Genomic DNA, 26,687 nt, shown 5'->3' on the forward strand with positions numbered 1-26,687 from the left:
AAAAAATCGATCTACACTATTAATCTATGCTACCGATTAACCTTGCTGATATTATTTTTAATATAAGAGAGAATATTATTTTTGCCTATATATTTCAAAACCTTACATCAATAAAAAAACAGACTCGCGCATTACATCGCCCTTTATATATTGTTTCTTTCTGTGTATTCGCTATCAGCTGCAGTGTTCATGAGATTGATCATTCTAACGACTTTGAAAATAACGGTAGAGACACCACAGCATTAAAGCGTGAGTCTTTATATTTACAAGAAAGCCTCCCTCCGGGCTTACCTTATCCCAGCGACGAATTTCAATTTGGGCTACAACAGCAAATTACCTATTTAAATCGAATATCGGATAAGCAGTATTTTCTTGAAAATGCACAAACCAACACTGCAGACCTAAGGGCAGTGGCTAACGAAATAAGCCACTGGCTAGAAGACCCGACTCAACAACCACAGATCATTGCTCACCAATTAGCAGGACAAGACCAACGTGGTAACGTTCAAATTACGGGCTATTATGTGCCTATTCTACCGGTTCGACACTTGCCCGACGAAGTCTACCGCTATCCACTTTATCGCAAACCCTTACAGCGAAACTCAGAGGGTAACTTCCCTTCGCGTGAAGAAATTGATTTTGAAAATGCTCTTTCTGGTCAGGAACTAGAGATTGCTTACACATCAGACCTAGTCGATAATTTTTTCTTACATGTTCAAGGCTCTGGTGTCATTGAGTATGAAGATGGCGAGCGTAAACTACTATCTTGGGGAGGCGTCAATGGTCATGCTTATCGCAGTATAGGCAAAGAATTGATTGAAAGAGGTGAAATCGACAGGGCAGATATTTCAGCTCAAAGCATTCGCCAATGGCTAGCAGATAACCCAGAAAGAAACAGAGAAATACTGTCGACTAATCCTAGTTACTTATTCTTTAGTGAAGGTCCACAAAAACCGATAGGAGCAGCAAACGTTCCTTTAACACCATTATATTCAGCAGCGGTTGATCCTAAAGTCATCCCTCTGGGTTCTATATTATTAGCTCAAGTACCTAAGCTCGATTTAAATGGCAACTTAGTTGGCCACGAGTTCCGGCTGTTACTTGCGCAAGACAAAGGTGGTGCAATAAAAGGACCAGGGCACATAGACTGGTATCAAGGCATTGGAGAAGAAGCCCGCTTCCATGCAGGCCAATTAAAGCAATTTGGTAAGGTCTGGTTACTCTTACCAAAAATATCCAGTTCCAAATCTTTGGTCTCTGAATAATAAGATAGAGAAATAATGACATAAAAAAACGCCGTGTTTTATAACTTGAAATTAAAACACGGCGTTTCTTTTATTTAAGAAACTTACCTAGACCCTACTGTAAATCACTTAATTTAAACGATACAGGAAGATTAATACGTATCTCATCTTCAACCATGTCTTTAGAAAATACAGGCAAAGGCGTTGAACGTTTTATCATATCTAATACCGCCTTATCTAAACGTTTATAACCTGAGCTTTTGGTGATACTTACTCCTGTCACTTTACCATCTTTGTGTACTACGAATGTCAAAGTAACCACCCCTTCTTCACTACGGCGCCGAGAAGCTCTAGGGTATTTTTTATTCCTGGCTAAGATCGATGCGAGCTGCGTTAAATAGCTCGCTTTAGCTCCTAGGTTGCCACCATTACTTGCAGAATTAGCGGTGCCAGTAGTGGCTTTTTGATTCGCCACCGATGGTGATGCAACAGACGTAGGCTTAGCCTTAGGAGTAGGAGTGGCCTTAGGTACTGTTACCATCTTAGGAGCCACTTTCACCATTGGTTTTTCTTTTATTGGCTCAGGCGGTTTAACTGCTTTTGGCTTTTCAACCGCTTTAGGTTTAGGGTCTGGCTGTTTCACCTCTATAGGTGAAACCTGCTTTACTTCAATAGGTTCAGGCTCAACTATTTCTGGCTCAATAATTTCAGTTTCTTCAATGACTTCTGGTTCAATAATTGGATCAGGTTCAACAACAGTCTCAGGCTCTTCAATGACTTCTGGTTCAATAATTGGATCAGGTTCAACAACAGTCTCAGGCTCTTCAATTGGCTCCGGTTCAATAATTGGTTCTGGTTTGACTACTTCAGCCTCTTCAATTGGCTCAGGCTCTAGCTCTTCTTCTATATCTTCTATTGGCTCTTCTATCTTTTTTACATCTTCTTGAGACGCGGTTGTTTGTACCGCAACACCAAGATCACCGGCAATGCCAAGACCAAATTCAATGCCTTGAGAACCGACGCCTTGACTCCCTTCTTCTGAAATAGGGTTATAAAACACTGCGAAAAATGCACCAGCATGAACAGAAACAGCCAAACCACTAGCAATCAACCAATGACGAGCAGAAATCATGGATTCCCTCGCTCTAACTGAGTTGCCAGACTAACTTTGGTTAAGCCTGCCAAACGAACTTGATTAAAAATAGGCCTAAGTTTTTCTAATGGAATGCCTCCATCCGCTTTAATTTGCACCCAAAAATTTTCTTGATTTGAATCTTCTAAAAAACGCTGCTCCAAATAAGCTTGAACACGATTGATCTCAATGAACTTATCATCAATATAAAGAGTGCTATCTACCCCTACCACAATTTCTACATTTGGATCGGTGGCGGCGCGTGCTTCGTTTACAGAATAAGGAGGAACAACAGGAATAGGGTCGGCCTTCCGAATTTGCCCCGCTACCATGAAAAATACTAACATCAAGAAAACAACGTTAATAAGAGGCACCATGTTGTCGTCATTATTGACGTTTTTTGTGGTGAACTTCTGACCTATTTTCATTTGCTCTCTGCCGTCATTGCAAAGGCATTAGCAATAGACACAGATTTTGCACCATGAAGTTTTAGTTGATCAGCCAAATGTAACAAGGTTTGAAGCGTGACGCCGACTTCTGCTTTGATCATAAAGACGCCATTATTATGATCCATTACTAGCTGTTCAAAGCGAGCTTGATCCGCAAAATAAATCGCACCGCCCTCGAACCAGACTTGGTTATTGTTAGACTTTAGAGTAAGAATTAGGTTCTCTTGTTCTGCGATATCTTTAGGCTTATCTGTTGCTACAGACAAAGGTGTATCAATAATACGCCAAGGTACAAAGCTAGAGGTCAACATGAAAAATAGCAGGAGAATAAACACCACATCAATAAGTGGCGTTAAGCTAATCGCATTTTTGCGTTTAGGTTGAGATAGGTTAAGCGACATGCAAGGTCTCTTGCTTGATCTCTTTTGTTAGAGACATCTCGTCTATCGCTTTAATCGTATTATTGGCGGTGAATACTTGAGTCACTGCATCATTCATATTATGAGCAATACGCTCTACTTTGCGCTCTAGCCAACTTTGTAACGTCACCACAGGAATCGCCACCGCTAAACCGACCGCAGTTGTAAGCAACGCCTGCCAGATGCCACCAGACAGCACAGAAGGATCTACTTGGTTGCCTGCACCTTCCATTTGTTGGAACGCAGTAATCATTCCAAGAACCGTACCTAACAAACCTAACAACGGGCTCAAAGTAGCAATAATTTCTAAAGGTCGAAGATAAGATCGCAATTTACTTAGTTGATCCATCGCTCGACGTTCAGATTCTTCGCGAATTAATTCTGCATTGGGGTTTCCAGCCAGCAAGGCTTGCATAGTGTAACTAACCACGGCATCAATTGGTCGTTTAGTATTTAGTTTTTCAAGCGCTTTATCTGCACTTCCACGACGCCATTCATCCAAAGCTAACTCGGATGTTTTTACACTTTCAGCACGAAGAGATGCCAACTGCCAAAGCTTTAAAAGCACAATCGTCAAAGCAATCACAGAGAACACCATGAGAATCCAAACAACTGGTCCACCGACCTCTAAGAAATCGATAATTTTTCGTTGCACTGAGTTTTCCACGACACTCTCCATTGAATACTTTTCATTAAATAATAATGTAGTTAATGATAGTTATTATCAACTACATTTTCAATACATAGTTATCTAGAGAGGCCAAGAGGCGAGTTGGTTTTTCTCAATTTAAAGTGGAAAATATGAGTCAATACTATAGAGCTAAAAGGTATTATGAGGTTTAGTTAATTTCTTTTTCTAACCTATCAATCACGCTATGGTACATGTACCACGCACACAACCCAGCCAGTAAGTTACCTATTAATACACCGACAAAGATGCCTTTTAAGCCGGCTAATTCAGACCCTATCCACAAGCAAGGCAGGAAGAAAGCAAACAAACGCAGAGCAGAAATAGTAAGCCCTGTGTAGGATTTCCCCAAGGCATTTGAAACTGACACCATCAACATACAAACACCCAGTGAGCCAAGGCTGACGGGCACCAACATCAGATGCCAACTTAAAATATCAGAAACGGTTTTTTCACTGGTCATTAACTCAGCAAGGAAGCCTGATGCAGCAAAAGTGACTACTGCAATAAGCAATTGAGAAACAATAATAAACCGACAAGCAATAGACACCACTTCACGAATACCAGCGATATTTTTTGCCCCCAATAAACGGCCCACCATTGGTGGTATAGACATGGTTAACGCTAAAACAGAGACAATAATAAAAAATTCAAAGCGTGAGCCTAATGCCCAAGAAGCAACCGCTGCTGTACCAAAACCAGCAATCAGCTTTGTCGCTAATATGGAAGAAGCAGAAGGCAACAACTGACTGACCATTGCTGGCCCCATAATATGCCCGATCGACGCCAAGCTTTTCCCTATGTTTAGATCTTTCCAATCAAACGATACCCAATGCTTGCGTGTTACTTGTGAAGCAACAATTAACAAGCCAATAGTGAATGACAGTATCGTTGCTATTGCGGCACCATTTAAGCCCAATTCCAAAGTAAAAATAAAAATAGGGTCTAATATCAGATTCAATAGACTAGTAACCACCATCATAATGCCAGGTAAAAAAGTATTACCGTTAGACCGGCAAATACTGTAGTAAAAATACGTTAGCGCGCCAATCCAAACACTTAATAACCAATAAGGCCAGTAAGCATCTATAATAGGAAAAATAGAATCAGGCGCACTCAGTAACATTAAGATAGGATGGCGCAACCACCAAATCAGCAGACAAAAACACACCATGCCCACACTGCCTATCATTAAAACTAAACCACCAAGTTGTTTGCCGTAACGTTCGTTTCCAGCACCAAGTGCTCTGGCAATAATCGCTGTCGTTGCGATACCAAGTCCAACCTGCAAGCCAATTACAATCATTTGAATTGGTAAGGTAAAGCCTTGAGCGGCTAAAGGAAGAATACCGAGCTGACCAATAAAAGCACTGTCCACAAGTTGAAAGCTCATCATCGACAAAATGCCAAACAACATAGGCCATGTCATGGAAAAGAGTTGTTTCGCTAATGATTCCGTTGGTGGCGTTTGGGCGGACATGACCTTCTCTTGATAAAAATAAATGAGCGGAGATTCTACCCTATTTTGAAGAAGGTTGATGGTAGCGATAAAATTTTCATCATTTCGTTTCACTCACCTTAGATTGCTTAACAATACATCCACCTAATCGACTTGCCTAAATCGATTACCGTAATTTAGGGATACCAGTGCAATCAATGCAAATAATACAAAACCACTCGCCAGAGGCGTAACTGTAGAATGATAGAACTGCCCCACAAATGTAGCAAAAATAATCGCGATTAAGCTGGATAAAGATGAAATTAATGAGGCACCTAACCCTGCCATTTTACCTAACGGTTCCATAGCCATTGCATTCACATTTCCGAAGATCATGCCAAAACAAGAAAACATAATCATGCCTAATCCCATAAACATCATAAAAGGCGGCACTCCATCATAAAAAAACGCCAGTCCAAGTAACATAAAAGAGGTGGCTAATAAGACACTTAACGCCATGCTGACACAGGTAAGCATGCCTACTCTTTGTACAATTTTTCCGTTCGAAAAGTTAATAACAGATGAGCCAATTGCCAGCATGGCGAAAAATAACGGAAACCGATCACCGACTTTGTAAACATCTTGAAACAAGGATTGAGCAGTACTGATATGCAACATCAAACCAGCAAAAATAGAGCCTAATAACAGGGTAAACGCCATTACATCTCGACGTCTTAAAATCATACGGACATCAGTCATTAAGCGCTTTCGGTTAAGCGGAATACGGTTTTCTTTTAATAAGGTCTCAGGTTGCCTCAACATAAGCCAAATCGCTGCGAGAGACGCTTGAGTAATTAATAAAACAAAAATCCACCGCCAATCTGCGACTTGCAAAACCAGCCACCCAACAGACGGCGCTAATAGCGGTACAAGCATGAAGACCATCATCACAAATGACATAATACGAGCCATAGCAGCACCTTTATAGATGTCTCGAATCAGCGCTCGCGATGCGATTTTAGGTCCTGCAACACCAAACCCTTGAATCATACGTCCAATTAGAAATACAGTGAGGGAGGATGCAGATAAAGCAATGATAGAACCGACAATATAAATACTAATACCCAGAACGATACTTTTTTTACGGCCAATTGCATCAGACAAAGGACCAAAAACAATCTCTCCAAATACCATGCCGAAAATCATCGCCGACACTATCCACTGCGTCTTTTGATAGTCTTCTATTGCTAGCGCTTCAGCGATATTAGGAAACGCAGGTAACATGGCATCCATACTGAGAGCGGTGAGTGACATCATTAAAGCAAATAGCGCTACCAACTCTTTTTCGGGAAGATATTTAATAGATTTATCTGTTAATGAGGAAATAGAATCAGACATATATTGCCCTATGGAACGTCAAATCAAATAAGTTTACTCGCCGAGAGCGACAATGAAAAAGCTAATTTATGAACTATGCTTTTATAGCGTCATAAGATATTGAAATAACAAGATAACAAGCTGCACGGTTCGAGTAAATTTCGTATGATAATCGTCCCCTTTAGCCATCCCATTTATTTAGAAGGACTGTATGGAATTTACTTGGATTTTATTCGCATTTGTCTGCGGCCTAGCAGTCAAGATGATCAATTTACCACCGCTCATTGGTTTCTTACTGGCTGGTTTTTTACTTAATTATTTAGGATTTGAAGCAAGCAGTACATTGGACTCTCTTGCGAATATCGGCATCACCTTAATGCTATTCAGTATTGGTCTAAAATTACATGTTAAAGACTTACTCAAACGTGAAGTATGGGCTTCCACACTCAGCCACATGGGTACTTGGACCATACTTTTTGGTGGCATTGCGCTATTGCTTGGCACGTTAAGCTTGCCCTATTTTAGTCTTCTCGATTTTAAAACTGCAGCTCTGATAGGCTTTGCATTAAGTTTTTCAAGTACGGTATGTGTAATGAAATTACTTGAAGAAAGTGGTGAACTCAAAACACGACATGGACAATTGTCTCTTGGTATATTGGTCATGCAAGACATAGTTGCCGTGGTTTTCTTAGTCGCAGCAACAGGTAAAGTACCGTCTATTTGGGCGCTTGGTTTATTTGGATTATTACTGATTCGCCCTCTCATTAATAAAGTGGTCGATCGAGTCGGCCATGGTGAAATGTTGCCATTGACAGGGATAGTGTTAGCACTTGGTGGCTATGAACTATTTTACCTTGTTGGCGTAAAAGGTGACCTAGGCGCATTAATTTTTGGCATTTTATTGGCTTCCCATTCTAAGTCATCTGAAATGAATAAATCCTTGATGAATTTCAAAGATTTATTCTTGATTGGTTTTTTCCTATCTATTGGCTTCACTGCCTTACCGACACTTGAAATGATAGGCATGAGCTTAATTATTACCTTCGTTATTCTGGCGAAGTTTGCCCTATTCTTTATTTTATTAACCAAATTCAAACTGCGCGGCCGAACATCGTTTCTATCTGCTCTGATTCTCTCGAACTACAGCGAATTTGGCCTCATCGTTGTCGCACTAAGTGTGGCAAATGGCTGGATAGAAAAAGAGTGGCTGGTTATCTTGGCGCTTGCGGTGTCTTTTTCATTCGTTATTACCAGTGTCATTTACCGTCAATCACATAGACTCTATCGGAAAAATAAAGAAATAATTCGCCAATATGAGCGCCCAAAGTGTCTACCAGAAGATGTATTCACTCAGCCTAAAGATGCCGAGGTGTTAATCGTTGGTTTAGGCCGAGTTGGACGAGGTGCTTTCGATTCTATTAAAAACCTTATTGGAGATAATGTTGCAGGAATGGACGCAGATAGGAACCGTATCAAGCTCATGCAAGATGCAAATGAAAATGCCTTCTATGGCGACGGTGAAGATGCCGACCTTTGGGAACGCCTAGACACGGCAGGTATTCGACTTATCATGTTGGCATTACCAATAGCAGAAGACAGCACCAATATTGCAATACAGCTGCGTAAAGCAAATTATCAGGGCCACATCGCCGCTATTGCTCGCTATCAAGATGAGCGTGAAATACTTCTTGCTTCCGGTATAGACAATGTCTTCAACTTCTACACGGAAGCCGGTACGGGTTTCGCAGAAGAAAGTTTGACCTTGATTCGCCCATCCAACTAAAATTAGCTAGTAAAGCTCACCAAGGAAGGTACGAGCGGTCACACATTCGACACATTAAAATACAAAACACTGTGCGTTTTTTAAGCGTCTACAGAGCTATAATGTATAAGCTAACTACTTGTATCAAAAGGTAGAAGTAAGCATATATTGCATGGAAGTATTAGGAAAAAATGTGTCATTTCAGTCTAAAACCGACCATGTCGTAAAGGAAAAAAACACAGCTGATTTCTATAAAATTATTACTGTTTTTTTCAATCGTTCCCCTATTCCTAATGAACTAGCAGACACTTATCGTTATTATCAGTTTTGTGCAATTGTTCGACTACTTCCTTTAGCTGGTATTGAAACTTATTCATCGGTTGGCTTAGCTCTATTTTTTGCTTGGAGCTCGGTAAACAATAGCCTTCTTCTTGTTTGGTCTATATTACTGACCATGATTGCCACATCTGAATTGATTATGTGGTGGGTTTATATTATTCGTGACCCAGATAATAGCCGCCACGTTTCTAAAAAAATGGTGTATTTTCTAGCACTAAAAATGAGTGTTGCTGGGATTCTTTATGCTGCATTAGTCATCCATCTATTTAGTCTTTTTACCGATTATGAACGGATATTCCTGTTTTCTATTATTTCCGCCTTTATCTCCAGTGGTGGATGGATGTTTGCCAGTATTCCACTTGTTGGTCTGATGTGGACTATTAGTGTAAGCGCTGGTTTGATATTCGGACTACTGTATTTTTTCGGTGATACGTATTTATTATTGGCGGTGTTAGCAGCTCTATATTGAACGTTTTTATGCTTCGTTATTATCATTTCTTCGCGCCAATATTTAGAAGGATTAATGGCTGAAACTAAGATTGAAAATCAACACCAAACGGTCAGTTTATTACTCAACGATTTTGAAGAAAAAGCCAGTGACTGGTTATGGGAAACCAATAAAAAAGGTCATCTCCGGCACCTTTCTCAAAAACTAATTGAGGCAACCGATACTGATGCGGATAGGCTTTTAACTCTTACTTATATCGATATTATTGAAAGCTTGTTAGCAACAAACGAAACAAATTCAGCCACTCAGTTTAAAAAAATGACTAGAGCCCTCACTACAAATAGCGACGTCAGTAGTATTGTTATCCCTGTCAATCTAGGTCACGAAACTAGATGGTGGTCTTTCTCTGCCAAAATATTGCTTGATAAAGACAAAAAGTTTAATGGCTTGCGCGGTGTCACATCAGACATCACTAGTGTCGTCTTGCGTGAGCGAGAAATGATAAAACAAGCAAACACAGACACCTTGACTAAGATAGGTAATCGTCACTTCTTTAACGAACAATTACTTCTGCTTTGCTCTGAATCTGTTAATCATCATTCCCCTTGTGCATTGATGTTATTAGATTTGGATAACTTCAAGATGATTAATGACGCTTTTGGTCATGCAGCAGGCGACGGATTACTCGTTGAAGCCAGTAAACGACTCAAGGAAAATACACCTCAGGGTGCCATTCTTGCTAGATTAGGTGGAGACGAATTCGCCATCATTGTTCCTAACGCTTCTGGTCAGTCAATAATGAGAGCTTTAAGCGAAAAGATAAAATACACTATTTCGGAACCTTGGCACTATGGTGAAAACCAAATCGAAATACGCACCAGTATTGGTATTGCCTTTACTAACCAAAACATTGGTTCTATCGAAACGCTCTTAAGAGCGAGTGACTTAGCACTCTACGCAGCAAAAGAAGCAGGTCGTGATGCCATCTGCTTCTTCGATCCAGCCATGGAAGAAACAGCGAATCATAAAAGCCAAGTATTAAGTGAGATGAGAAAATCCATCTCCGACAATGAGTTTGTTCTGCATTATCAGCCTCAACTAGACCTCATAACAGGCAAGCTCATTGGTTTTGAAGCACTGGTACGCTGGCAACACCCAAAGCGAGGATTAATTACACCGATACACTTCATCTCAATTGCAGAAGAAAGCGGTTTAATTATTCCACTTGGAATTTGGGTTTTAGAGCAAGCCTGTTTTGAAGCAAAAAAATGGCCTTCTGATTTGTATGTCGCCGTTAATGTTTCGTATATTCAAATAGAAAGAACTGATTTTCTCGCAGAAGTAAAAAGCGTGTTACATAATACTCAACTACCACCTCATCGGTTAGAAATTGAAATCACTGAATCGGTATTGATGACAGACCAAACGCCTGCATTTCAATTTTTGATGGGATTAAAAGAAATGGGAGTCAAAATTGCGTTAGATGATTTTGGCACTGGTTTTTCATCACTGTCTTACTTGCAAAACTTACCTTTAGATAAAATCAAAATAGATCAATCTTTCATAAACCTATCAGATACGGACGATAAAACTTGCGCTATTATTCGCTCTATCACGCAATTAGCTGATGCACTCGAATTGGAGACGATTGCAGAAGGTATAGAAAGAGAAGGTCAATATAAACTACTTTCTGATTTAGGAGTAAAATCTGGGCAAGGTTATTTGTACGCCCGCCCAATGCAAGTAGATGACTTGCCCTTTTTTATAGAAAGTAAAAGGAAGCTACCTTAATAAATTAGCCCTTTGCTTCATCCAATTTCGCTTTAACCGCTTCCGCCTGTTCTGTCAGTTTCGCGTATCCTTCTATATCTCCACGACGCTGTGCTTGCATGGCCTGCTCCAATAAAACGCCATATTCTTTATCGAGTTTTTTAATTGGGTCTGATTTTAGGAAATTGAACATAATTAGCCTATTTGTTTAATCGTACGAAAAATAAAGTGTCTATATGTATATTACGCACAAGCATCGCAGATAGATCATTATTACAATAAAAAAACGCCAAACAGATTTTCCTGTTTGGCGTTTTTTTATTTTTACTGTTCAATAGACAGAATTAAACGTCTAAGAAGTCCATAATACCTTCAGCGGCTTTACGACCTTCATCAATGGCAGTAACCACTAAATCAGAACCACGAACCATATCACCACCAGCGAAGATTTTTTCGTTGGTAGTTTGGAACATAAACTTACCTTTCTTCGGCGCAAGAACACGACCACGAGTATCAGTTTCAATGCCAAATGTCTCGAACCACGGTGCTGGACTCGCTTGGAAACCAAACGCCACTAGAATGGCATCAGCAGGAATAATTTGCTCGCTGCCTTCAACCACTTCTGCGCTACGACGGCCATTTTCATCAGGCTCGCCCATTCTAGTTTCAACAACTTTAATGCCTTCTACCTTACCATCGCCAACAATTTCTACTGGCTGGCGATTAAAGAGGAACTGTACACCCTCTTCTTTTGCGTTTTGCACTTCTTTACGAGAACCCGGCATATTTTCTTGGTCACGGCGGTAAGCACAAGATACACTCTTAGCCCCTTGACGAATCGCAGTACGATTACAATCCATCGCAGTATCGCCACCACCTAAGACAACGACTTTCTTACCTTTTAAGTTGATGTAGTCAGCTTCGTCTTCTTCAAAATCTAAGCAATGATTAACGTTAGAAATTAAGTAATCCAAAGCATCGTAAACACCTGGAAGCTCTTCACCTGGAAAACCGCCCTTCATGTATTTGTACGTACCCATTCCAAGAAAAACAGCATCGTACTCTTCTAACACATGTTCAAATGGTACGTCATCGCCAACAGAAGTTCCTAAAACGAACTCCACACCCATCTCTTCAAATACTTCACGACGGCGTGTCATAACACTTTTTTCCAGCTTAAATTCTGGAATACCAAACGTTAGCAAGCCACCAATTTCTGGATACTTATCAAAGACAACAGGTTTAATACCATTACGTACCAAGATATCAGCACAAGCAAGACCTGCAGGCCCAGCACCAACGATTGCCACAGTTTTATTAACAGGCACGACATTCGACATATCTGGACGCCAACCTAAAGCAAACGCCGTGTCAGTAATGTATTTCTCAACGGAACCGATAGTAACGGCACCAAAACCACCTTCACCCAATGTACAAGCACCTTCACAAAGGCGGTCTTGTGGGCAAACTCGACCACATACTTCTGGTAATGAGTTGGTTTGATGGCTCAATTCAGCCGCTTCTAAAATACTGCCTTCACTGACAAGCTTAAGCCAGTTTGGAATATAGTTATGTACAGGGCATTTCCATTCACAATACGGGTTACCGCATTCTAAACAGCGATGAGACTGATCTTTTGCACCCGCTTCTTCAAAAGGTTTATAAATTTCGACGAATTGTGCCTTACGTGTAATTAAAGGCTTTTTCTTTGGATCTTTACGATCCACTTCGACGAATTGAAATGCGTTGTTCAAGCGCTCAGACATAAGCTGCTATCTCCTCGGCCGCTTGTAAACAAACGGCGCTTCTCTCAAATGGGTCAGACTGATTCATTCATGGCACTTAGTTTTATAGCCAAGCACCATAACAGCGTATTTTATTCCGGACGTTGACGAGTACTAGCCAATAGCGCACTTAAACTTGCTGCTTTTGGTTTTACTAGCCAGAATTTACCTATGTAGTCATAGAAGTTTTCTAGAATTTCATGACCCCACTCGCTGTCAGTTTCACGAACATATTCTTCAATCACAGAACGAAGATGCGAACGATATTCTTCCGTTAACTCTGAACCAATGCGATGAATTTCGACCAACTCATGATTGTACTTATCGACGAAAGTACGATCTAAGTCGAGTACGTAGGCAAAGCCGCCAGTCATACCAGCACCAAAGTTATAACCTGTATTACCAAGAACAGTGACCATACCGCCTGTCATGTATTCACAACAGTGATCACCCGCACCTTCGATAACGGTATGCGTACCTGAGTTTCGTACAGCAAAACGTTCACCAGCTGTACCTGCAGCAAATAACTTACCGCCGGTTGCGCCATACAAGCAAGTGTTACCAATAATGGCTGATTTTTGCGATTCAAAAGACGAGCCTTTCGGCGGACGAATCACAAGTTTACCACCAGTCATGCCTTTACCAACGTAGTCGTTTGCATCACCGTCTAGGTACATGTTCAAACCACCAGCATTCCAAACCCCAAAGCTTTGACCTGCTGTACCCGTCAATTTCAGCGTAAGAGGTACATCTGCCATGCCTTGGTTGCCGTAGCGCTTCGCTATTTCACCAGACAAACGCGCACCGATAGAACGGTCGCAGTTAGTCACATGAAATTCAAACTCTCCACCTTCTTTTTCTTCGATCACGTCTTTCATTGTGTCCCACATTTTAAGTGCTAATAGGCCCTTATCGTGTGGTGGGTTGAAAGGCAAATCGCAATATTGAGGCTTATCCGCTGGAATCGCATCATTATTCAAAATAGGAGACAAATCCAAATTACGTTGTTTATCGGTTTCTCCAGGAAGCAATGACAGCAAGTCAGAGCGACCAATCAAATCCTGCAAACGAGCAACACCTAGTTTTGCTAACCACAGACGAGTGTCTTGTGCGATGAACAAGAAGAAGTTCTTGATCATATCAACCGTGCCGATGAAATGATCATCACGTAGACCTTCATCTTGAGTCGCAACGCCTGTCGCACAGTTATTCAGGTGACAAATTCGTAAGAATTTACACCCCATTGCAATCATTGGTGTTGTACCAAAACCAAAGCTTTCTGCACCAAGAATAGCGGCCTTCACAACATCCAGTCCGGTTTTTAAACCGCCGTCTGTTTGTAAACGAATCTTGCCACGCAAATCATTCGAGCGGAGCGCTTGTTGCGCTTCAGCCAAGCCCAGTTCCCATGGAGAACCGGCATGTCGGATCGATGTAATTGGTGACGCTGCCGTACCGCCGTCATAACCAGAAATAGTAATCAAATCGGCATAGGCTTTCGCAACACCAGCGGCAATCGTTCCTACTCCCGGCTCTGACACAAGTTTCACAGAAACAAGTGCTTCTGGATTAACTTGTTTCAAGTCGAAAATTAGCTGCGCCAAATCTTCAATAGAGTAAATATCATGATGTGGTGGAGGTGAAATTAAGGTAACACCCGGAACAGCGTAACGTAGACGTGCAATTAAGCCATTTACTTTGCCACCAGGTAACTGACCACCTTCACCCGGTTTCGCGCCTTGAGCTACTTTAATTTGTAGCACTTCTGCGTTTACGAGATACTCAGGTGTTACACCAAAACGACCAGAAGCGATTTGCTTAATTTTAGAGCGACGCTCTGTACCGTGACGAGCAGGATCTTCACCACCCTCACCAGAATTAGAACGACAACCTAATTCATTCATCGCTTGAGCTAAGGCTTCATGGGCTTCTGGAGACAAGGCTCCCAAAGACATACCAGCAGAGTCAAAACGTGGCAATATCGCTTCAATAGATTCAACAGTATCAATAGGGATTGCTTTGGCTTTATCTGATAAGCCGAACATATCGCGCAACATAGAAGCTGGACGTGTATTTACGAGTTCTGCATATTTAGTAAAATCTTCAAACTTACCGCTGCCTACTGCTGTTTGTAAATTACGAACTACGTCTGGATTGAACGCGTGGTACTCAGCATCATGTACATATTTTAAATAACCACCTTGCTGAATAGGTTTGCGTAGTTTCCAAGCATTATTAGCAATTTTTGCTTGCTCATCTTGGAAATTTTCAAACTTCGCACCTTTAATACGGCTAGATACACCTTTAAAGCAAAGATCAACAACATCAGTATCTAAACCAATGGCTTCAAACAACTGCGCACCACGGTAAGATGCCATGGTTGAGATGCCCATTTTAGATAAGATCTTCATTAAACCTTTGTTGATGCCTTTACGGTATTTACCATGACAAGCAATCGGATCACCCATTACTTCGCCTTTATCAACCATGTCGTTGATTAAACGATAAGAAAGGTATGGATAAACCGCTGTCGCACCAAAGCCTAACAACACAGCAAACTGATGCGGGTCACGTGCAAAACCAGTATCTGCAATGATATTAGAATCACAACGCAGGCCTTTTATTGACAAATGATGATGCACTGCTCCAACCGCCATTGGCGCAGGAATAGGTAAGTGTGATTTTGAAATGTCTCGGTCAGTTAACACAAGAATAACCGCGCCATTACGTACTTCTTCTTCGGCTTTTGCTTGCAAGTCTTTAATCGCTTGTTCCAGAGAGGCATCTTCTGGATTGTAGTTTGTGCTTAAGCGCACCAAGCGGAACCTATGATCATTCATTGCTAGTAAACGGGTAAATTTACGAGCAGAGAATATCGGTGACGACAAAATAATACGATTAGCGTGCTTTGGCGTTTCTTCAAACAAGTTACGCTCAACACCGATACAAGTTTCCAGCGACATCACAATCGATTCACGTAGTGGATCGATTGGTGGATTGGTTACCTGAGCGAATTTTTGACGGAAATAATCTGTCACAGGGCGCGTTTGGCTAGACATAACAGCCATAGGCGTGTCATCACCCATAGAACCAACAGCTTCATGACCACTTTCTGCTAATGGTCGGAATATTTGCTCTCGCTCTTCAAAGGACACTTGGAACATTTTCTGATACGTCAGCATTTCATCTTTCGTGAAAGAATCAAATTCTTGAGTCGATTCCACCAAAATAGTTTCAATACGAATAGCTTCTTGTTTCAACCATTTTTTGTATGGATGAAGCGTTTTCAAACGATTATCTATGTCATTAGTGTGTAATATTTTGCCTGTCTGGGTATCAACCACCAACATTTGACCAGGACCTACACGGCCTTTAGCTACAACATCTTCTGGTTTGTAGTCATAAGTACCGATTTCTGATGCTAGCGTGATAAAACCATTTTTAGTAATTACCCAACGAGAAGGGCGCAAGCCATTACGGTCAAGCATACAAATCGCATGACGACCATCAGTCATCACTAAGCCTGCAGGGCCATCCCAAGGCTCCATGTGCATAGAGTTGTATTCATAAAAAGCACGAATCTCAGGATCCATATTTTCTACGTTTTGCCATGCTGGCGGGATAATCAAACGTGCCGCACGGAAAATATCCATACCGCCAGTGACAAGCACTTCCAACATGTTATCCATGGAAGAGGAGTCAGAACCGGTCAAGTTAACAAGAGGTTGTAAATCTTGCAGCTCAGGAATCAAAGGTGAACGCAATTTATTGGCACGAGCCAATGCCCAGTTACGGTTACCGTCTATCGTGTTGATTTCACCATTGTGTGCCAACATACGAAATGGCTGAGCTAACGGCCATCTTGGTAATGTATTAGTAGAGAAACGTTGATGGAAAACACAAATCGCCGTTTGTAGCTTTTCATTGCCTAAATCTTTATAAAAAGAAGGCAAATCGACGGGCATCATCAGGCCTTTATAAGACAATACTTTGTCAGACAAAGAGCAAACGTAAAAATTTTCATACTGCGTCAGTGCCATTTCAGCCTGGCGACGTGCAACAAATAAACGCGTAGCAAAAGTACGAGCATCCATTCGATTACTATCAACAAAAACCTGCTCAATACGTGGCAAACCTTCCACCGCAATACGACCTAGGCAAGAAGGGTCAATTGGCACATCACGCCAACCCACTACGTTTAACCCTTGGTTTTCTAGTTCTTTTGTTAATACGTCACGCTGCTCTGTTGCCAAGGTTCCGTCTTGATCTAAAAAGACCATGCCGATCCCATATAGATCAGACAAAGTATGTTTAAACAAAGATGTAGCTTCAGCGCGTAGAAAAGCATCAGGTTTCTGTATCAATAGACCACAACCGTCACCGGTTTTTCCATCAGCGGCAATACCGCCACGATGTGTCATACATGTCAAAGATTGAATCGCTGTTTTAAGCAATTCATGACTTGTATTGCCTTCCATATGAGCGATTAAGCCAAAGCCACAGTTGTCTTTGAACTCGCCAGGACGATAAAGGCCTGCATTCATACACCAACTCCCACAGTTAAAACGTAAATTATAATAATTAGATGAAAATTCGAATATCGGTGGCTGGGCTAAGAAATAGTAATGTAGACATCTTCGCTTTGAGAATGAGTATCATGCACCCAAAAGACCACTTAAATGGACGATCATACTACCTCGCCGTAGGGTACTACTCAAATTGAGGCAGACTTGATTTCTGTTATTTTGACGCTTTTTACAGGGTATTTAGAGGCAAATAAGAGGGAGTTAGAGAATTATCTATTGCTGGAGTTTTTCCAAACAGAAAATTCCACTGTTCATACAGGTTTTTTAGAGAATTACAGTTAATTTTACTAAATTACGTATTGCACTATACAAAAGTGCCATAAATAGCATTTTTCATAAGATTTTATAGGCTGATAAGCTGGAAGTGGAAGATAGAAAACCAAAAAGCGCAAAAATAAAGACCGTTATTGCGCTTTCTTGATATCACCTTGTATACCGCTAGCGCTTCTCGCCCAAGGATTCAATGCTCGAATATCAGTTGGAAGCGACTCAGCCGCCGCGATAGCTTCACTTCTGTTTCGATATGAACCATACACAACAACAAACCAATCTTTTCCATTATGCTTGGACTTAAAGTATCCAAACGCATCAACACTGCCTTGGTCTCGTATAAACTCTTTCACCGTGCCTAGGTTATGAGTACCCAAGAGTTGCAATGTATAACGGTTTGGATTTTGCGAGAGCCACCATTGTGTTTTGTCAAAAGGATCTCGGATGACATTAACCTGTTCGGTTTTTGGCACTAAAACTGATGAAACGTCAGGCTCTGGAGCCGCTTCATTCAAAGGGGTAGCAGAGCGAATTGGAGCGGTTTCAATTGCCCCTATTGCGACCGTTGGCTCAGTCGTAACTAACGGGCTAGACGTACTAATAGCGGGTTGCGAATTTTCAACCGGAATCGGTGGCAAAACAATACTACCATCTTGCCCAATGCTACGTTGCATAGCATCAATACGCGCGATGGTTTCTTCCGATGATTGACCTTGTCTTGGGCTCAAAGGAATAACATTACCAGCTCTAGCCGTTACTGCTGCGTCTTCTTTTTTATCAGAGAAAAGCACAGCAACTAAAATACCGAGCATCACGATAGAAAGCAGCGCCATGTGAGCTAAAGGAAAGCCCATAGCAAGGTTAAAACCTAAACCAGATTTGGCCGCTTTATCTCCTGTTCCCATCATTGCTTGAGCAACTTGATTTATACGCCCTGGATAACCAAAGGATTCTTGATAAATCTGCAACACTTGCTTTTCATTAAACGGGAGATTAATTCCACCACCAACGGCACGAACTCGATGAAGTAAATAAGCTCGAGTCTGCTCTAACGAGTAAGGAGCTAAAGTAAGAGAATGGCTGAGTTGTTCATAACGCGAACTTTGATAAGTGTCTAAATTTCGAGATAAAGGGTATTCACTAAATAAAACAATATGAGGAACCGTTTGGTTATCGGTTGCTAAAGACATCATATCAACCAACATACTAATAGCGTCTGTATTCAGCTCTTGTGCATTATCAACAAGGATAAGAGCGGATTGTCCTTTTTCTTCTAAATCATGGGAAAACTTCAGTAAAGGACCAAAAGTCGTTTCATTAGGTGGCTGTGAAAAGTGACCAGCGAAGCCTTTATATATAGCAGGTAGTAACTGACCTGCTGTCATTAACATACTTGCTTTAACATGGCTGACGATGGTCGTTTCATCCTGATGTCGTGCGAACTCCATCATAAAACGGCTTTTACCACTGCCTTGTGGGCCTTGAACAACCGAAAGCAAGCTACTATATCGACTTAAATGCTCTAGCAAGGCAAGTTGCTGATTACCTTCTTCGGATGCAAAATAAACAGATGAATCTTTTGAGCCAAAAGGATCTCTCAGCGTCGCTTTAGGCGGCTGATCTAGGGCATTCTCTAAATCAAACTGAAAGTCTTGCTTGGCCATAGTCATCCTTTAACAATAATCACTAACAATATTAAATCATATCGCATTCAGTAACATGGAACTAGGTAAGATTAGCCTGCTTACTTGCTTCAAGCGCATCTATAATGCATGCGTTAAAATCTTCCATAGGAAAATCGGAGGTCACTAGAGCATCACCTAAAGCACTTAATAAAACTAAACGTAGACTGCCATCTAGTACTTTTTTATCCAATGCCATACGTTCGATAAAACTTTCAAGTGTCATGTTTTTAGGTGGCAGAATCGGTAAATTAGCAGCTTGAAATAGTGCAATAGTGCGGCTCATATCTTGGTCGGTTATATTCCCCATACGCCAAGAAAGATCAACGGCCAACACACTACCAACCGAAACAGCTTCACCATGTAACCAGTTACCATAACCCATCTCAGTTTCAATCGCATGGCCGAAGGTATGGCCCAGATTCAAAATAGCTCGAATACCGCCTTCTCTTTCATCTTGCGCAACAACATTCGCTTTTGCTAAACAAGATTTATAAATGGCATCGCTAATTTTTTCATTATCTAATGCCATCAAACCAAACATTTCTTGCTCTAGCCAATCAAAAAACGGCTCGTCACAAATTAAACCATATTTAATAACTTCAGCCATGCCAGCTGAGAGTTCACGCTGCGGTAGACTAGATAAAGTTTCTGTATCAATAATAACCGCTTGAGGCTGATAAAACGCCCCGATCATGTTCTTGCCTAGCGGGTGATTAACACCTGTCTTGCCACCCACCGAAGAATCGACTTGAGACAACAAGGTTGTTGGGACTTGAATAAAAGGCACGCCTCGTTGATATGTCGCCGCAGCAAAACCAGCCATATCACCAACAACACCACCCCCTAAAGCAATTACAGTCGTGGTACGGTTATGTTTCGCTTCTAGCAAAGACGTCATAATCATGCCGTACGTATCCAGTGTTTTAAACACTTCCCCATCAGGTAATACGCAAGTATCCACCTTGTAATCTACAGACAGCATTGACACTAAAGCATCTAAATACAAAGGGGCTATCGTTTCATTCGTCACTACCATGACTTGCTTGCCATGAATCGCATCATCAAAAAGTGTTTTTTGCTGACGAATACCATGCCCAATAAAAATAGGGTAACTACGATCGCCAAGATCAACGGTTAACATACGCATTAAGATACAGAAGTCTCCATTTCTAGATGGCGCTTAATCGCATCTAACACCTTATTGGCGACAGATTTTGGATGACGCGCATCAGTTTCAATCACTAAAGTCGCCACATCTCGATAAAGAGGGTCACGAACTTCAAATAGCTTTTTTAATGTTGCTCTCGGGTCTCCGGTTTGCAATAAAGGACGATGTGTACTTTTAGAAGTACGATACAACTGCTGTGCGACAGAAGCGTACAAATAAACCACTAGTGCATCGTCACGAAGAATGTCTACATTCTCCTTACGCATCACAACACCGCCACCAGTCGCTAATACTAAATCGTTTGTGTCAGAGTGAACAATAGACTCTAATGCTTGGGTTTCACGTTTTCGAAAACCTTCTTCACCTTCCTTTTCAAATATCCAAGGAATATCAGCACCTGCATTGTCTTCTATGACTTTATCAAGATCATAAAAGTGCTTACCCATCGATTGAGAAATTAAACGACCTATTGTCGTTTTTCCTGCGCCCATAGGGCCTACTAAAATAATATTGGGGATTTTTGTCATTGTATTCAATTATATCGGAATTAAGCAGAATTAAACTGCGGCCTAGTTAACTGACATTTGTAGCAGCTTTGGCGTAATAAATACAAGTAATTCAACCTTTTCTTGCTGTTCTGAGCGTCTTTTAAATAATGCACCCAACCAAGGAATGTCGCTAAGGAAAGGGACTCGACTCTCATATTCAAAGGTTTCCTCTCTAAAAATACCACCTAAAACCAAGGTTTCTTGATTCTTAACAACTACCTGCGTTTTTAAACGATTGGTTTTTAAGCTAGGGACTCCATTCACTAAGTCACCAACTGAATCTTGATGGATATTTAGAGATAACAAAATATGATCTCCATCCTTTACGAACGGAGTCACCTCTAACATTAAAGCCGCTTGGCGAAACTCGACACTGACTTTATCATCCGTAACCGTTTGATAAGGTACTTCTGTGCCTGATTCTATTCTGGCCATTTGCCCTTCTGATGTAACAATTTTAGGTTTAGAAACGATGTTGGCAAACCCTTCGCTTTCCATTAAATCTAAAGTCAAACTTAATAAACTCAAACCTCCTGTATTAGAAAAACTCAAACTGCTCGTTGGAACCAGAGCGCCTAAATCTACAGCGCCACCAATCGATGATCTAACGCCTTCAGAAAGGTTTGCCTGCCAGTTCACTCCAAATTGAGATTGTGCTGTATTGCTTACTTGGGCTATTTGCGCACTAATTTCAATTTGTCTTAGTGGCGCATCAAGCCAAACTAATGTTTCTTTTAAAATTTTAGAAGAATCACAAAAATTAGCCACAATTGAGTTAGTGCGACTATCCACAACCAAAGACATTGACGGGTATAAAGTCAGTAAATGCACGCCTACTTTCTCCGCTTTAGCGTGCTTTAAAGTCCAGTAAAATCGCTGACAAAGCGCTGAAGTTTTTTTTACATTTTTTAATGTTGATTCCCTCTCTGAAATCAGAACAGCTACATTCCCCTGCCACTCAAGTCGAATATTAGGCTGTTGTGCAACGGCTTCCATGACATCTCGCCAACTAGCATTTTTAATAGATAAAGTTAAAACACTTTGTATTTCTGAGCTAATCACCACACTTTCGTTCATTTGAGAGGCTAACCAAGGCAATACATCTTGCAGTGGCTTCGACTCAAAATAAACATCCATTGCAAGCAAAGGCCGCGGCAATATAAAAAGCATGACGATAAATCCATTTATCAAAAGCTTACTCATTACCTTCTCCTGTTTCTCGCACTATTAACGCTCTTTGAGTACCATCTTTTGACATCAAGGTAATTTGATCAAAAGAGACTGTTTCAACAGACAATCCAGCAGAAGGTAGCCAACTACCTTGTCGTACCCAATGCCGGTGGCGTTTATATTCTAGCAAAGCAGATGTTTTTTCTCCGACTCGCATAATGGACAGTAAACTCCAATCTTTTGCGACAAAGTCCCCTATTCGTAATTTTGTAGGTAACCAATTATGATATTCTCTATTCTTCTTAGGCGCCTTAATATCGAATAATAAGCGCCCACCCCATTCACCATTAGGCTCTAATTTCCAACTCGCTAACATCACCCCTAAAGCAAACAACTCTTCAACACGCTCAAGCCATGCTTGCCACTCGAAAATAGATGCGACACCCTCTAATTTCAACTGTGTAGCAATTAAGTCTGTTGTCGATGTGATTTCCTGTGTAGCCCAAAGCACATCAGAAAACATAACCTGCTCAATGCGCTTGGACTGCATTTTAATCCCTTCCCATTCAGCTCGTGTTAGATCTTTCTGCTTTAAAAGATGTTCCATCTCCTCCTGATTTTGAGAAATCAGTGGATACCAAACAGCCAATTGCAATACAACAAGAAGACCAACTAAAGACCCTTTGATGTCATACAGTGTTGTCATATTATTTTTTAAATATTGAGACAGAAACATCTACCACCTCCTGCTCTTTACTCGATACATTGTCTAGAGAAAGGGAAGGATCTTCCTTGAATTGATCAAGTTGTAATTTGTGGAGCTGTTGATCAGGCTGTTGTTGGTAGGAATCTGTTAACGGAAATAGTCTCTCTATTTGCCAATGCCATGACGGATATTGCTTGCGCCAATTAACCAGCAAGATATTTAAGTCTGTCCAAGATAACGTCAACTGAAAACTCACAACATCAGGCTCACCATTAAATGAGACAAGGCGAACAGAAGGAGGCAGTGCTTGCACAAGCGTTAAAGCCGACTCAACAAAAACACTGGAATTTTGTGCAGAGACCCAGAGAGCTTTTTCCGCCAGTACACTTTGTCGATCAACAAGAGCCTGCTCTGTATTCTTACGTAAAGAAAGATAATAACCATAAGCCACGCTATGAGTAAGCGCACTAAGCAAGACCAAACAAATCCAAAGTCTTTTACGCTTTTTGCGTTTTTCATAATCTGGTTGATACACAGACAAAGCCCGTTTCGATAAATAAGACCATGACTTATTTCCTAACTTAAGTGTTTTCCATTGCCTTATCGACATAACGAGGCAGGATGCCCCCAACTCTTTAAAAGGTAAACAGAGTTGTTCATACCAATCCGCCGAGCAAGCAAAAACCGTCAATTGACACTGTTTGGGCTGTATAGCTTCTTGCTGATAACTAAACAATAGAGCTTCAGGTGTTGAAAATGTGGTTTCGACTGCATAGCTCAACGAAGCCAAGGGTAATAGTGCAGAAGGTATCGAGGTATCAAGTTTATGTTGTGAAATTGACAACCAGTCATCAGGTATCAAAATCATTAGGTTGGAAGTATTGGGGTGGTGACAAGTTGAAAAGTTTTTTTGAATCGATATTAGCTGTGCTTTATCTGGAAGTGAACAATGGGATTGGTCTAAATAATCAACCACCTCATCGAGCTCATCCAAATCATACAGAGCACAGTTTTCTGCGGTGTATACCGCGACAGAATAGCCAGTCATAAGCTTCATAGTTCATCCTTGAAATAGTAAGCAGCAGAGCAACATTTTCCAATTGGCTTCCATGCCAATTGTTAACAAGATAACACGATTTTATGCAAAGTTAACCGTCATTTTTGCGGAGTTCTTAGGTATAATATTTCTTTTCATCTGGCATAATTTGGTTTCATATGGCTAAAGCACTCAAAATATTATTTTTATTAGGCCTTTTTGGTGCTCTTTGCGCAGCAGGAATAACCTATGGTATTTACTACAGTGTAAAAGACAAAATACCTACTGTAGATGAGCTAAAAGACATTGAACTAAGAATCCCTTTACGTATCTACACTGCTGATAATCAGCTTATTGGTGAATTTGGCGATCAGCGCCGAACGCCGATCAATTATGCGGAAATACCTCTAGATCTAGAAAATGCCATTTTATCTGCGGAAGATACTAATTTTTACCATCACCCTGGTGTTGATGTTTTTGGATTAGGACGAGCGGTTGTTCAGCTAATCACAACAGGTCAAAAACAAGGTGGTGGTAGCACCATCACCATGCAGGTTGCCAGAAACTACTTTTTATCATTTGAGCAAACCTTCACACGAAAATTCACAGAGATTTTCATTTCATTGAAAATGGAACGTGAGTTAACCAAACACGAGATACTTGAGCTCTACGTAAATAAAATTTACTTGGGTAACCGAGCTTACGGTTTCGAAGCGGCGGCACAAGTATATTACGATAAAAGTCTTGCTGAATTGGACCTCGCCCAACTTGCCATGATTGCGGGCTTGCCAAAAGCGCCTTCTCGATACAATCCAGTGGCGAACCCTTCAAGAGCACTAATTCGCCGCAATTGGATTCTACAGCGTATGCTATCACTGGGGATGATAGATAAAGAAGCTTATCAAACTGCGGTTGAAGCACCAATTACAGCAAAAAACCATGGGGTTACACCAGATATAGAAGCTGGCTACATTGCTGAAATGGTTCGCTCTGAACTTTATAGCACCTTTGGCGACGACCTTTACAGTACAGGTATGACGGTTTATACCACTATAGATTCAGGTCGCCAAAAGGCAGCGAATACAGCAGTATCGAATGGAGTATTAAATTATGATGCACGTCACGGTTATCGAGGGCCTATTGAAACCCGTATTGATCTTGTTGAAGCGTCTTTAGAAGAACAACAAGATGTATTAAAAAACATCAGTGGATTCGAAGACTGGGAAACAGCGTTAGTTATTGCAACAGATGAAAAAACCGCTAGCGTGCGTCTATCAGATGGTAAACAAACCACTTTAGTTTGGGATGCTATTAAATGGGCAAAACCGTATATAGATGAAGACTACCAAGGTAAAATGCCCGTCACAGTCGGTGATGTGTTAGTCCCTGGAGACATCATTCGCTTGCGTCCTGACTCTGAGCTTGGCTGGAAATTGACACAAAAACCCAAGGTACAGACCGCCCTCATTTCCCTTAATAGTAAAGATGGCGCTATTCAAGCATTGGTTGGTGGCTTCAATTATTATGAGAATAAATTTAACCGAATCACACAGTCTAAGCGTCAGCCAGGGTCGAATTTTAAACCTTTCGTCTATGCAAGTGCATTAAGCCGTGGTTATACCGCCGCTAGCATTATTAATGATGCTCCAGTTGTTTTTAATGATTCAAGCTTGGCCTCTGCTTGGCGTCCAACCAATGATGGAGGAAAGTTCTATGGCCCAACACGGTTACGACAAGCACTTTATCGGTCACAGAATATTGTCTCGGTTCGTTTGTTAGATGAACTAGGTATTCGCCCAACACTAGATTTCTTACGTCGATTTGGTTTTGATCCTGATGAGTTACCTCACAACCTGTCGCTTTCTTTAGGTAGCGCGAATTTATCGCCTCTGCAAATAGCCACAGGCTATGCGGTGTTTTCCAATGGTGGCTATCAGGTACAACCTTATTTGATTAACGAAATCATCGACCGCAATAACGAAACGCTTTTTCAAGCAAACCCAGTCACCGTTTGTGTTACCTGTACTGCCTTAGAAAAAACCACAGATGATGAAACTCAAATGGGATTGTTTGACACTATTGGCGGTATTCGCAGCTTACCTATTGCGCCTCAAGTTCTCGACCCTGAAGTCAACTACATCATTTATGACATGATGCGAGATGTCATAAAGTATGGAACAGGTCGACGTGCTCTTGTCCTTAGCCGTGACGATATTGCGGGGAAAACGGGTACAACTAACGATGGCCGTGACGCTTGGTTTTCTGGTTTTAATGGCGACATAGTAACCTCTGTTTGGAGCGGTTTTGATAATTCATCCCCTCTCGGTCGAGGAGAATGGGGTGGTTCAGTATCACTACCGCCTTGGATCGATTACATGCGTTATGCATTACAGGGTTCTGAGTCTTCGTTTGTCCCTAAACCTTCCTCATTAGTTACAGTCAGAATTGACCCGAAAACAGGTGAACGCTCATTACCGGGACAGGCCGATGCTATTTTTGAAATTTTCAGGAAGGACAACGTGCCACCAGAGCGTAATCTAAACCTGCCTATGCAAAACAATATTTTAGGCAATGAATCTCAGGAAGAGAAACAAGAAAATAACGCATTAGAAAACTTATTCTGATTACTTTATTTTGACTGTTTTTTCTATCTGGTTGTTCTAAGTAC

The 26,687-nt window shown here is 41.2% G+C and carries 20 protein-coding genes; 5 read left to right on the forward strand and 15 right to left on the reverse strand.

Annotated elements, in window-relative coordinates:
- The first annotated feature begins 26 nt into the window (after positions 1 to 26).
- Positions 27 to 1,265 (forward strand): murein transglycosylase A, encoded by a 1,239-nt coding sequence (gene mltA / locus IF202_RS15700; RefSeq protein WP_191595866.1) that lies wholly within the window; start codon positions 27 to 29, stop codon positions 1,263 to 1,265.
- Positions 1,266 to 1,359: 94 nt separating this feature from the next.
- Here the strand turns inward: mltA and IF202_RS15705 are convergent, their stop codons facing one another.
- The 6 genes from IF202_RS15705 to IF202_RS15730 all read right to left on the reverse strand — a co-directional run bounded on the left by IF202_RS15705 (position 1,360) and on the right by IF202_RS15730 (position 6,768).
- The gene (locus IF202_RS15705; protein ID WP_191595867.1) at positions 1,360 to 2,376 is read right to left on the reverse strand and encodes an energy transducer TonB; all 1,017 of its coding nucleotides are present in this window, start codon (positions 2,374 to 2,376) and stop codon (positions 1,360 to 1,362) included.
- Positions 2,373 to 2,804, reverse strand: coding sequence for an ExbD/TolR family protein (locus IF202_RS15710; protein ID WP_191595868.1), 432 nt, complete (start codon positions 2,802 to 2,804; stop codon positions 2,373 to 2,375). Before IF202_RS15710 ends, IF202_RS15705 begins: the two co-directional genes overlap by 4 nt.
- Positions 2,801 to 3,226, reverse strand: a complete 426-nt coding sequence (locus tag IF202_RS15715; RefSeq protein ID WP_191595869.1) for an ExbD/TolR family protein — start codon at positions 3,224 to 3,226, stop codon at positions 2,801 to 2,803. The genes IF202_RS15710 and IF202_RS15715 overlap by 4 nt, the downstream gene beginning before the upstream one ends.
- The gene (locus IF202_RS15720) at positions 3,216 to 3,911 is read right to left on the reverse strand and encodes a MotA/TolQ/ExbB proton channel family protein (RefSeq protein WP_328797237.1); all 696 of its coding nucleotides are present in this window, start codon (positions 3,909 to 3,911) and stop codon (positions 3,216 to 3,218) included. The genes IF202_RS15715 and IF202_RS15720 overlap by 11 nt, the downstream gene beginning before the upstream one ends.
- A 172-nt stretch (positions 3,912 to 4,083) precedes the next feature.
- Positions 4,084 to 5,412 (reverse strand): MATE family efflux transporter, encoded by a 1,329-nt coding sequence (locus IF202_RS15725; RefSeq protein WP_191595871.1) that lies wholly within the window; start codon positions 5,410 to 5,412, stop codon positions 4,084 to 4,086.
- Positions 5,413 to 5,535: 123 nt separating this feature from the next.
- Entirely contained in the window at positions 5,536 to 6,768 is a 1,233-nt protein-coding gene (locus IF202_RS15730) for a multidrug effflux MFS transporter (protein ID WP_191595872.1), read from the reverse strand.
- Positions 6,769 to 6,958: 190 nt separating this feature from the next.
- Here IF202_RS15730 and IF202_RS15735 point away from each other — a divergent pair, with 190 nt between their 5' ends.
- The 3 genes from IF202_RS15735 to IF202_RS15745 all read left to right on the forward strand — a co-directional run bounded on the left by IF202_RS15735 (position 6,959) and on the right by IF202_RS15745 (position 11,087).
- Positions 6,959 to 8,530: a cation:proton antiporter family protein gene (locus IF202_RS15735; RefSeq protein ID WP_191595873.1), complete on the forward strand. Its 1,572-nt coding sequence runs from the start codon at positions 6,959 to 6,961 to the stop codon at positions 8,528 to 8,530.
- A 172-nt stretch (positions 8,531 to 8,702) separates the two neighbouring features.
- Positions 8,703 to 9,317, forward strand: coding sequence for a hypothetical protein (locus IF202_RS15740; RefSeq protein ID WP_191595874.1), 615 nt, complete (start codon positions 8,703 to 8,705; stop codon positions 9,315 to 9,317).
- A 54-nt stretch (positions 9,318 to 9,371) separates the two neighbouring features.
- Complete coding sequence (locus tag IF202_RS15745; RefSeq protein ID WP_191595875.1) at positions 9,372 to 11,087, forward strand: putative bifunctional diguanylate cyclase/phosphodiesterase; 1,716 nt, start codon at positions 9,372 to 9,374, stop codon at positions 11,085 to 11,087.
- 4 nt (positions 11,088 to 11,091) lie between these two features.
- Here the strand turns inward: IF202_RS15745 and IF202_RS15750 are convergent, their stop codons facing one another.
- The 9 genes from IF202_RS15750 to IF202_RS15790 all read right to left on the reverse strand — a co-directional run bounded on the left by IF202_RS15750 (position 11,092) and on the right by IF202_RS15790 (position 24,040).
- Positions 11,092 to 11,259 carry a DUF6435 family protein gene (locus IF202_RS15750; protein WP_191595876.1) on the reverse strand — a complete coding sequence of 56 codons (168 nt, stop codon included), beginning with the start codon at positions 11,257 to 11,259 and terminating at the stop codon, positions 11,092 to 11,094.
- A 151-nt stretch (positions 11,260 to 11,410) separates the two neighbouring features.
- Positions 11,411 to 12,832 carry an FAD-dependent oxidoreductase gene (locus IF202_RS15755; protein ID WP_191595877.1) on the reverse strand — a complete coding sequence of 474 codons (1,422 nt, stop codon included), beginning with the start codon at positions 12,830 to 12,832 and terminating at the stop codon, positions 11,411 to 11,413.
- Between the two features lie 110 nt (positions 12,833 to 12,942).
- On the reverse strand, positions 12,943 to 17,394 hold the full coding sequence (gene gltB, locus IF202_RS15760; RefSeq protein WP_191595878.1) for a glutamate synthase large subunit: 4,452 nt from the start codon (positions 17,392 to 17,394) through the stop codon (positions 12,943 to 12,945).
- Positions 17,395 to 17,840: 446 nt separating this feature from the next.
- A complete protein-coding gene (locus tag IF202_RS15765) occupies positions 17,841 to 19,370 on the reverse strand; it encodes an SPOR domain-containing protein (protein WP_191595879.1) in 1,530 nt (509 codons plus the stop codon).
- Between the two features lie 61 nt (positions 19,371 to 19,431).
- Entirely contained in the window at positions 19,432 to 20,538 is a 1,107-nt protein-coding gene (gene aroB / locus IF202_RS15770; RefSeq protein ID WP_191595880.1) for a 3-dehydroquinate synthase, read from the reverse strand.
- Complete coding sequence (locus tag IF202_RS15775) at positions 20,538 to 21,086, reverse strand: shikimate kinase (protein WP_191595881.1); 549 nt, start codon at positions 21,084 to 21,086, stop codon at positions 20,538 to 20,540. Before IF202_RS15775 ends, aroB begins: the two co-directional genes overlap by 1 nt.
- Before the next feature lie 42 nt (positions 21,087 to 21,128).
- Positions 21,129 to 22,310 carry a type II and III secretion system protein gene (locus IF202_RS15780; RefSeq protein WP_191595882.1) on the reverse strand — a complete coding sequence of 394 codons (1,182 nt, stop codon included), beginning with the start codon at positions 22,308 to 22,310 and terminating at the stop codon, positions 21,129 to 21,131.
- A complete protein-coding gene (locus IF202_RS15785) occupies positions 22,303 to 23,013 on the reverse strand; it encodes a hypothetical protein (protein ID WP_191595883.1) in 711 nt (236 codons plus the stop codon). Before IF202_RS15785 ends, IF202_RS15780 begins: the two co-directional genes overlap by 8 nt.
- Positions 22,985 to 24,040 (reverse strand): hypothetical protein, encoded by a 1,056-nt coding sequence (locus tag IF202_RS15790; RefSeq protein WP_191595884.1) that lies wholly within the window; start codon positions 24,038 to 24,040, stop codon positions 22,985 to 22,987. The genes IF202_RS15785 and IF202_RS15790 overlap by 29 nt, the downstream gene beginning before the upstream one ends.
- Positions 24,041 to 24,198: 158 nt before the next feature.
- Between IF202_RS15790 and IF202_RS15795 the strand changes: the two genes are divergently transcribed.
- Entirely contained in the window at positions 24,199 to 26,643 is a 2,445-nt protein-coding gene (locus IF202_RS15795; RefSeq protein ID WP_191595885.1) for a penicillin-binding protein 1A, read from the forward strand.
- Positions 26,644 to 26,687 lie beyond the last annotated feature (44 nt).

Origin of the sequence: Marinomonas colpomeniae, from assembly GCF_014803385.1 — a bacterium.
Taxonomy (GTDB): Bacteria; Pseudomonadota; Gammaproteobacteria; order Pseudomonadales; family Marinomonadaceae; genus Marinomonas; species Marinomonas colpomeniae.

Coding starts and splice junctions, on each gene's coding strand:
- mltA (WP_191595866.1), top strand. CDS start 27: ATGCTACCGATTAACCTTGCTGATATTATTTTTAATATAAGAGAGAAT.
- IF202_RS15705 (WP_191595867.1), bottom strand. CDS start 2,376: ATGATTTCTGCTCGTCATTGGTTGATTGCTAGTGGTTTGGCTGTTTCT.
- IF202_RS15710 (WP_191595868.1), bottom strand. CDS start 2,804: ATGAAAATAGGTCAGAAGTTCACCACAAAAAACGTCAATAATGACGAC.
- IF202_RS15715 (WP_191595869.1), bottom strand. CDS start 3,226: ATGTCGCTTAACCTATCTCAACCTAAACGCAAAAATGCGATTAGCTTA.
- IF202_RS15725 (WP_191595871.1), bottom strand. CDS start 5,412: ATGTCCGCCCAAACGCCACCAACGGAATCATTAGCGAAACAACTCTTT.
- IF202_RS15730 (WP_191595872.1), bottom strand. CDS start 6,768: ATGTCTGATTCTATTTCCTCATTAACAGATAAATCTATTAAATATCTT.
- IF202_RS15735 (WP_191595873.1), top strand. CDS start 6,959: ATGGAATTTACTTGGATTTTATTCGCATTTGTCTGCGGCCTAGCAGTC.
- IF202_RS15745 (WP_191595875.1), top strand. CDS start 9,372: ATGGCTGAAACTAAGATTGAAAATCAACACCAAACGGTCAGTTTATTA.
- IF202_RS15750 (WP_191595876.1), bottom strand. CDS start 11,259: ATGTTCAATTTCCTAAAATCAGACCCAATTAAAAAACTCGATAAAGAA.
- IF202_RS15755 (WP_191595877.1), bottom strand. CDS start 12,832: ATGTCTGAGCGCTTGAACAACGCATTTCAATTCGTCGAAGTGGATCGT.
- gltB (WP_191595878.1), bottom strand. CDS start 17,394: ATGAATGCAGGCCTTTATCGTCCTGGCGAGTTCAAAGACAACTGTGGC.
- IF202_RS15765 (WP_191595879.1), bottom strand. CDS start 19,370: ATGGCCAAGCAAGACTTTCAGTTTGATTTAGAGAATGCCCTAGATCAG.
- aroB (WP_191595880.1), bottom strand. CDS start 20,538: ATGCGTATGTTAACCGTTGATCTTGGCGATCGTAGTTACCCTATTTTT.
- IF202_RS15775 (WP_191595881.1), bottom strand. CDS start 21,086: ATGACAAAAATCCCCAATATTATTTTAGTAGGCCCTATGGGCGCAGGA.
- IF202_RS15780 (WP_191595882.1), bottom strand. CDS start 22,310: ATGAGTAAGCTTTTGATAAATGGATTTATCGTCATGCTTTTTATATTG.
- IF202_RS15785 (WP_191595883.1), bottom strand. CDS start 23,013: ATGTTTCTGTCTCAATATTTAAAAAATAATATGACAACACTGTATGAC.
- IF202_RS15790 (WP_191595884.1), bottom strand. CDS start 24,040: ATGAAGCTTATGACTGGCTATTCTGTCGCGGTATACACCGCAGAAAAC.
- IF202_RS15795 (WP_191595885.1), top strand. CDS start 24,199: ATGGCTAAAGCACTCAAAATATTATTTTTATTAGGCCTTTTTGGTGCT.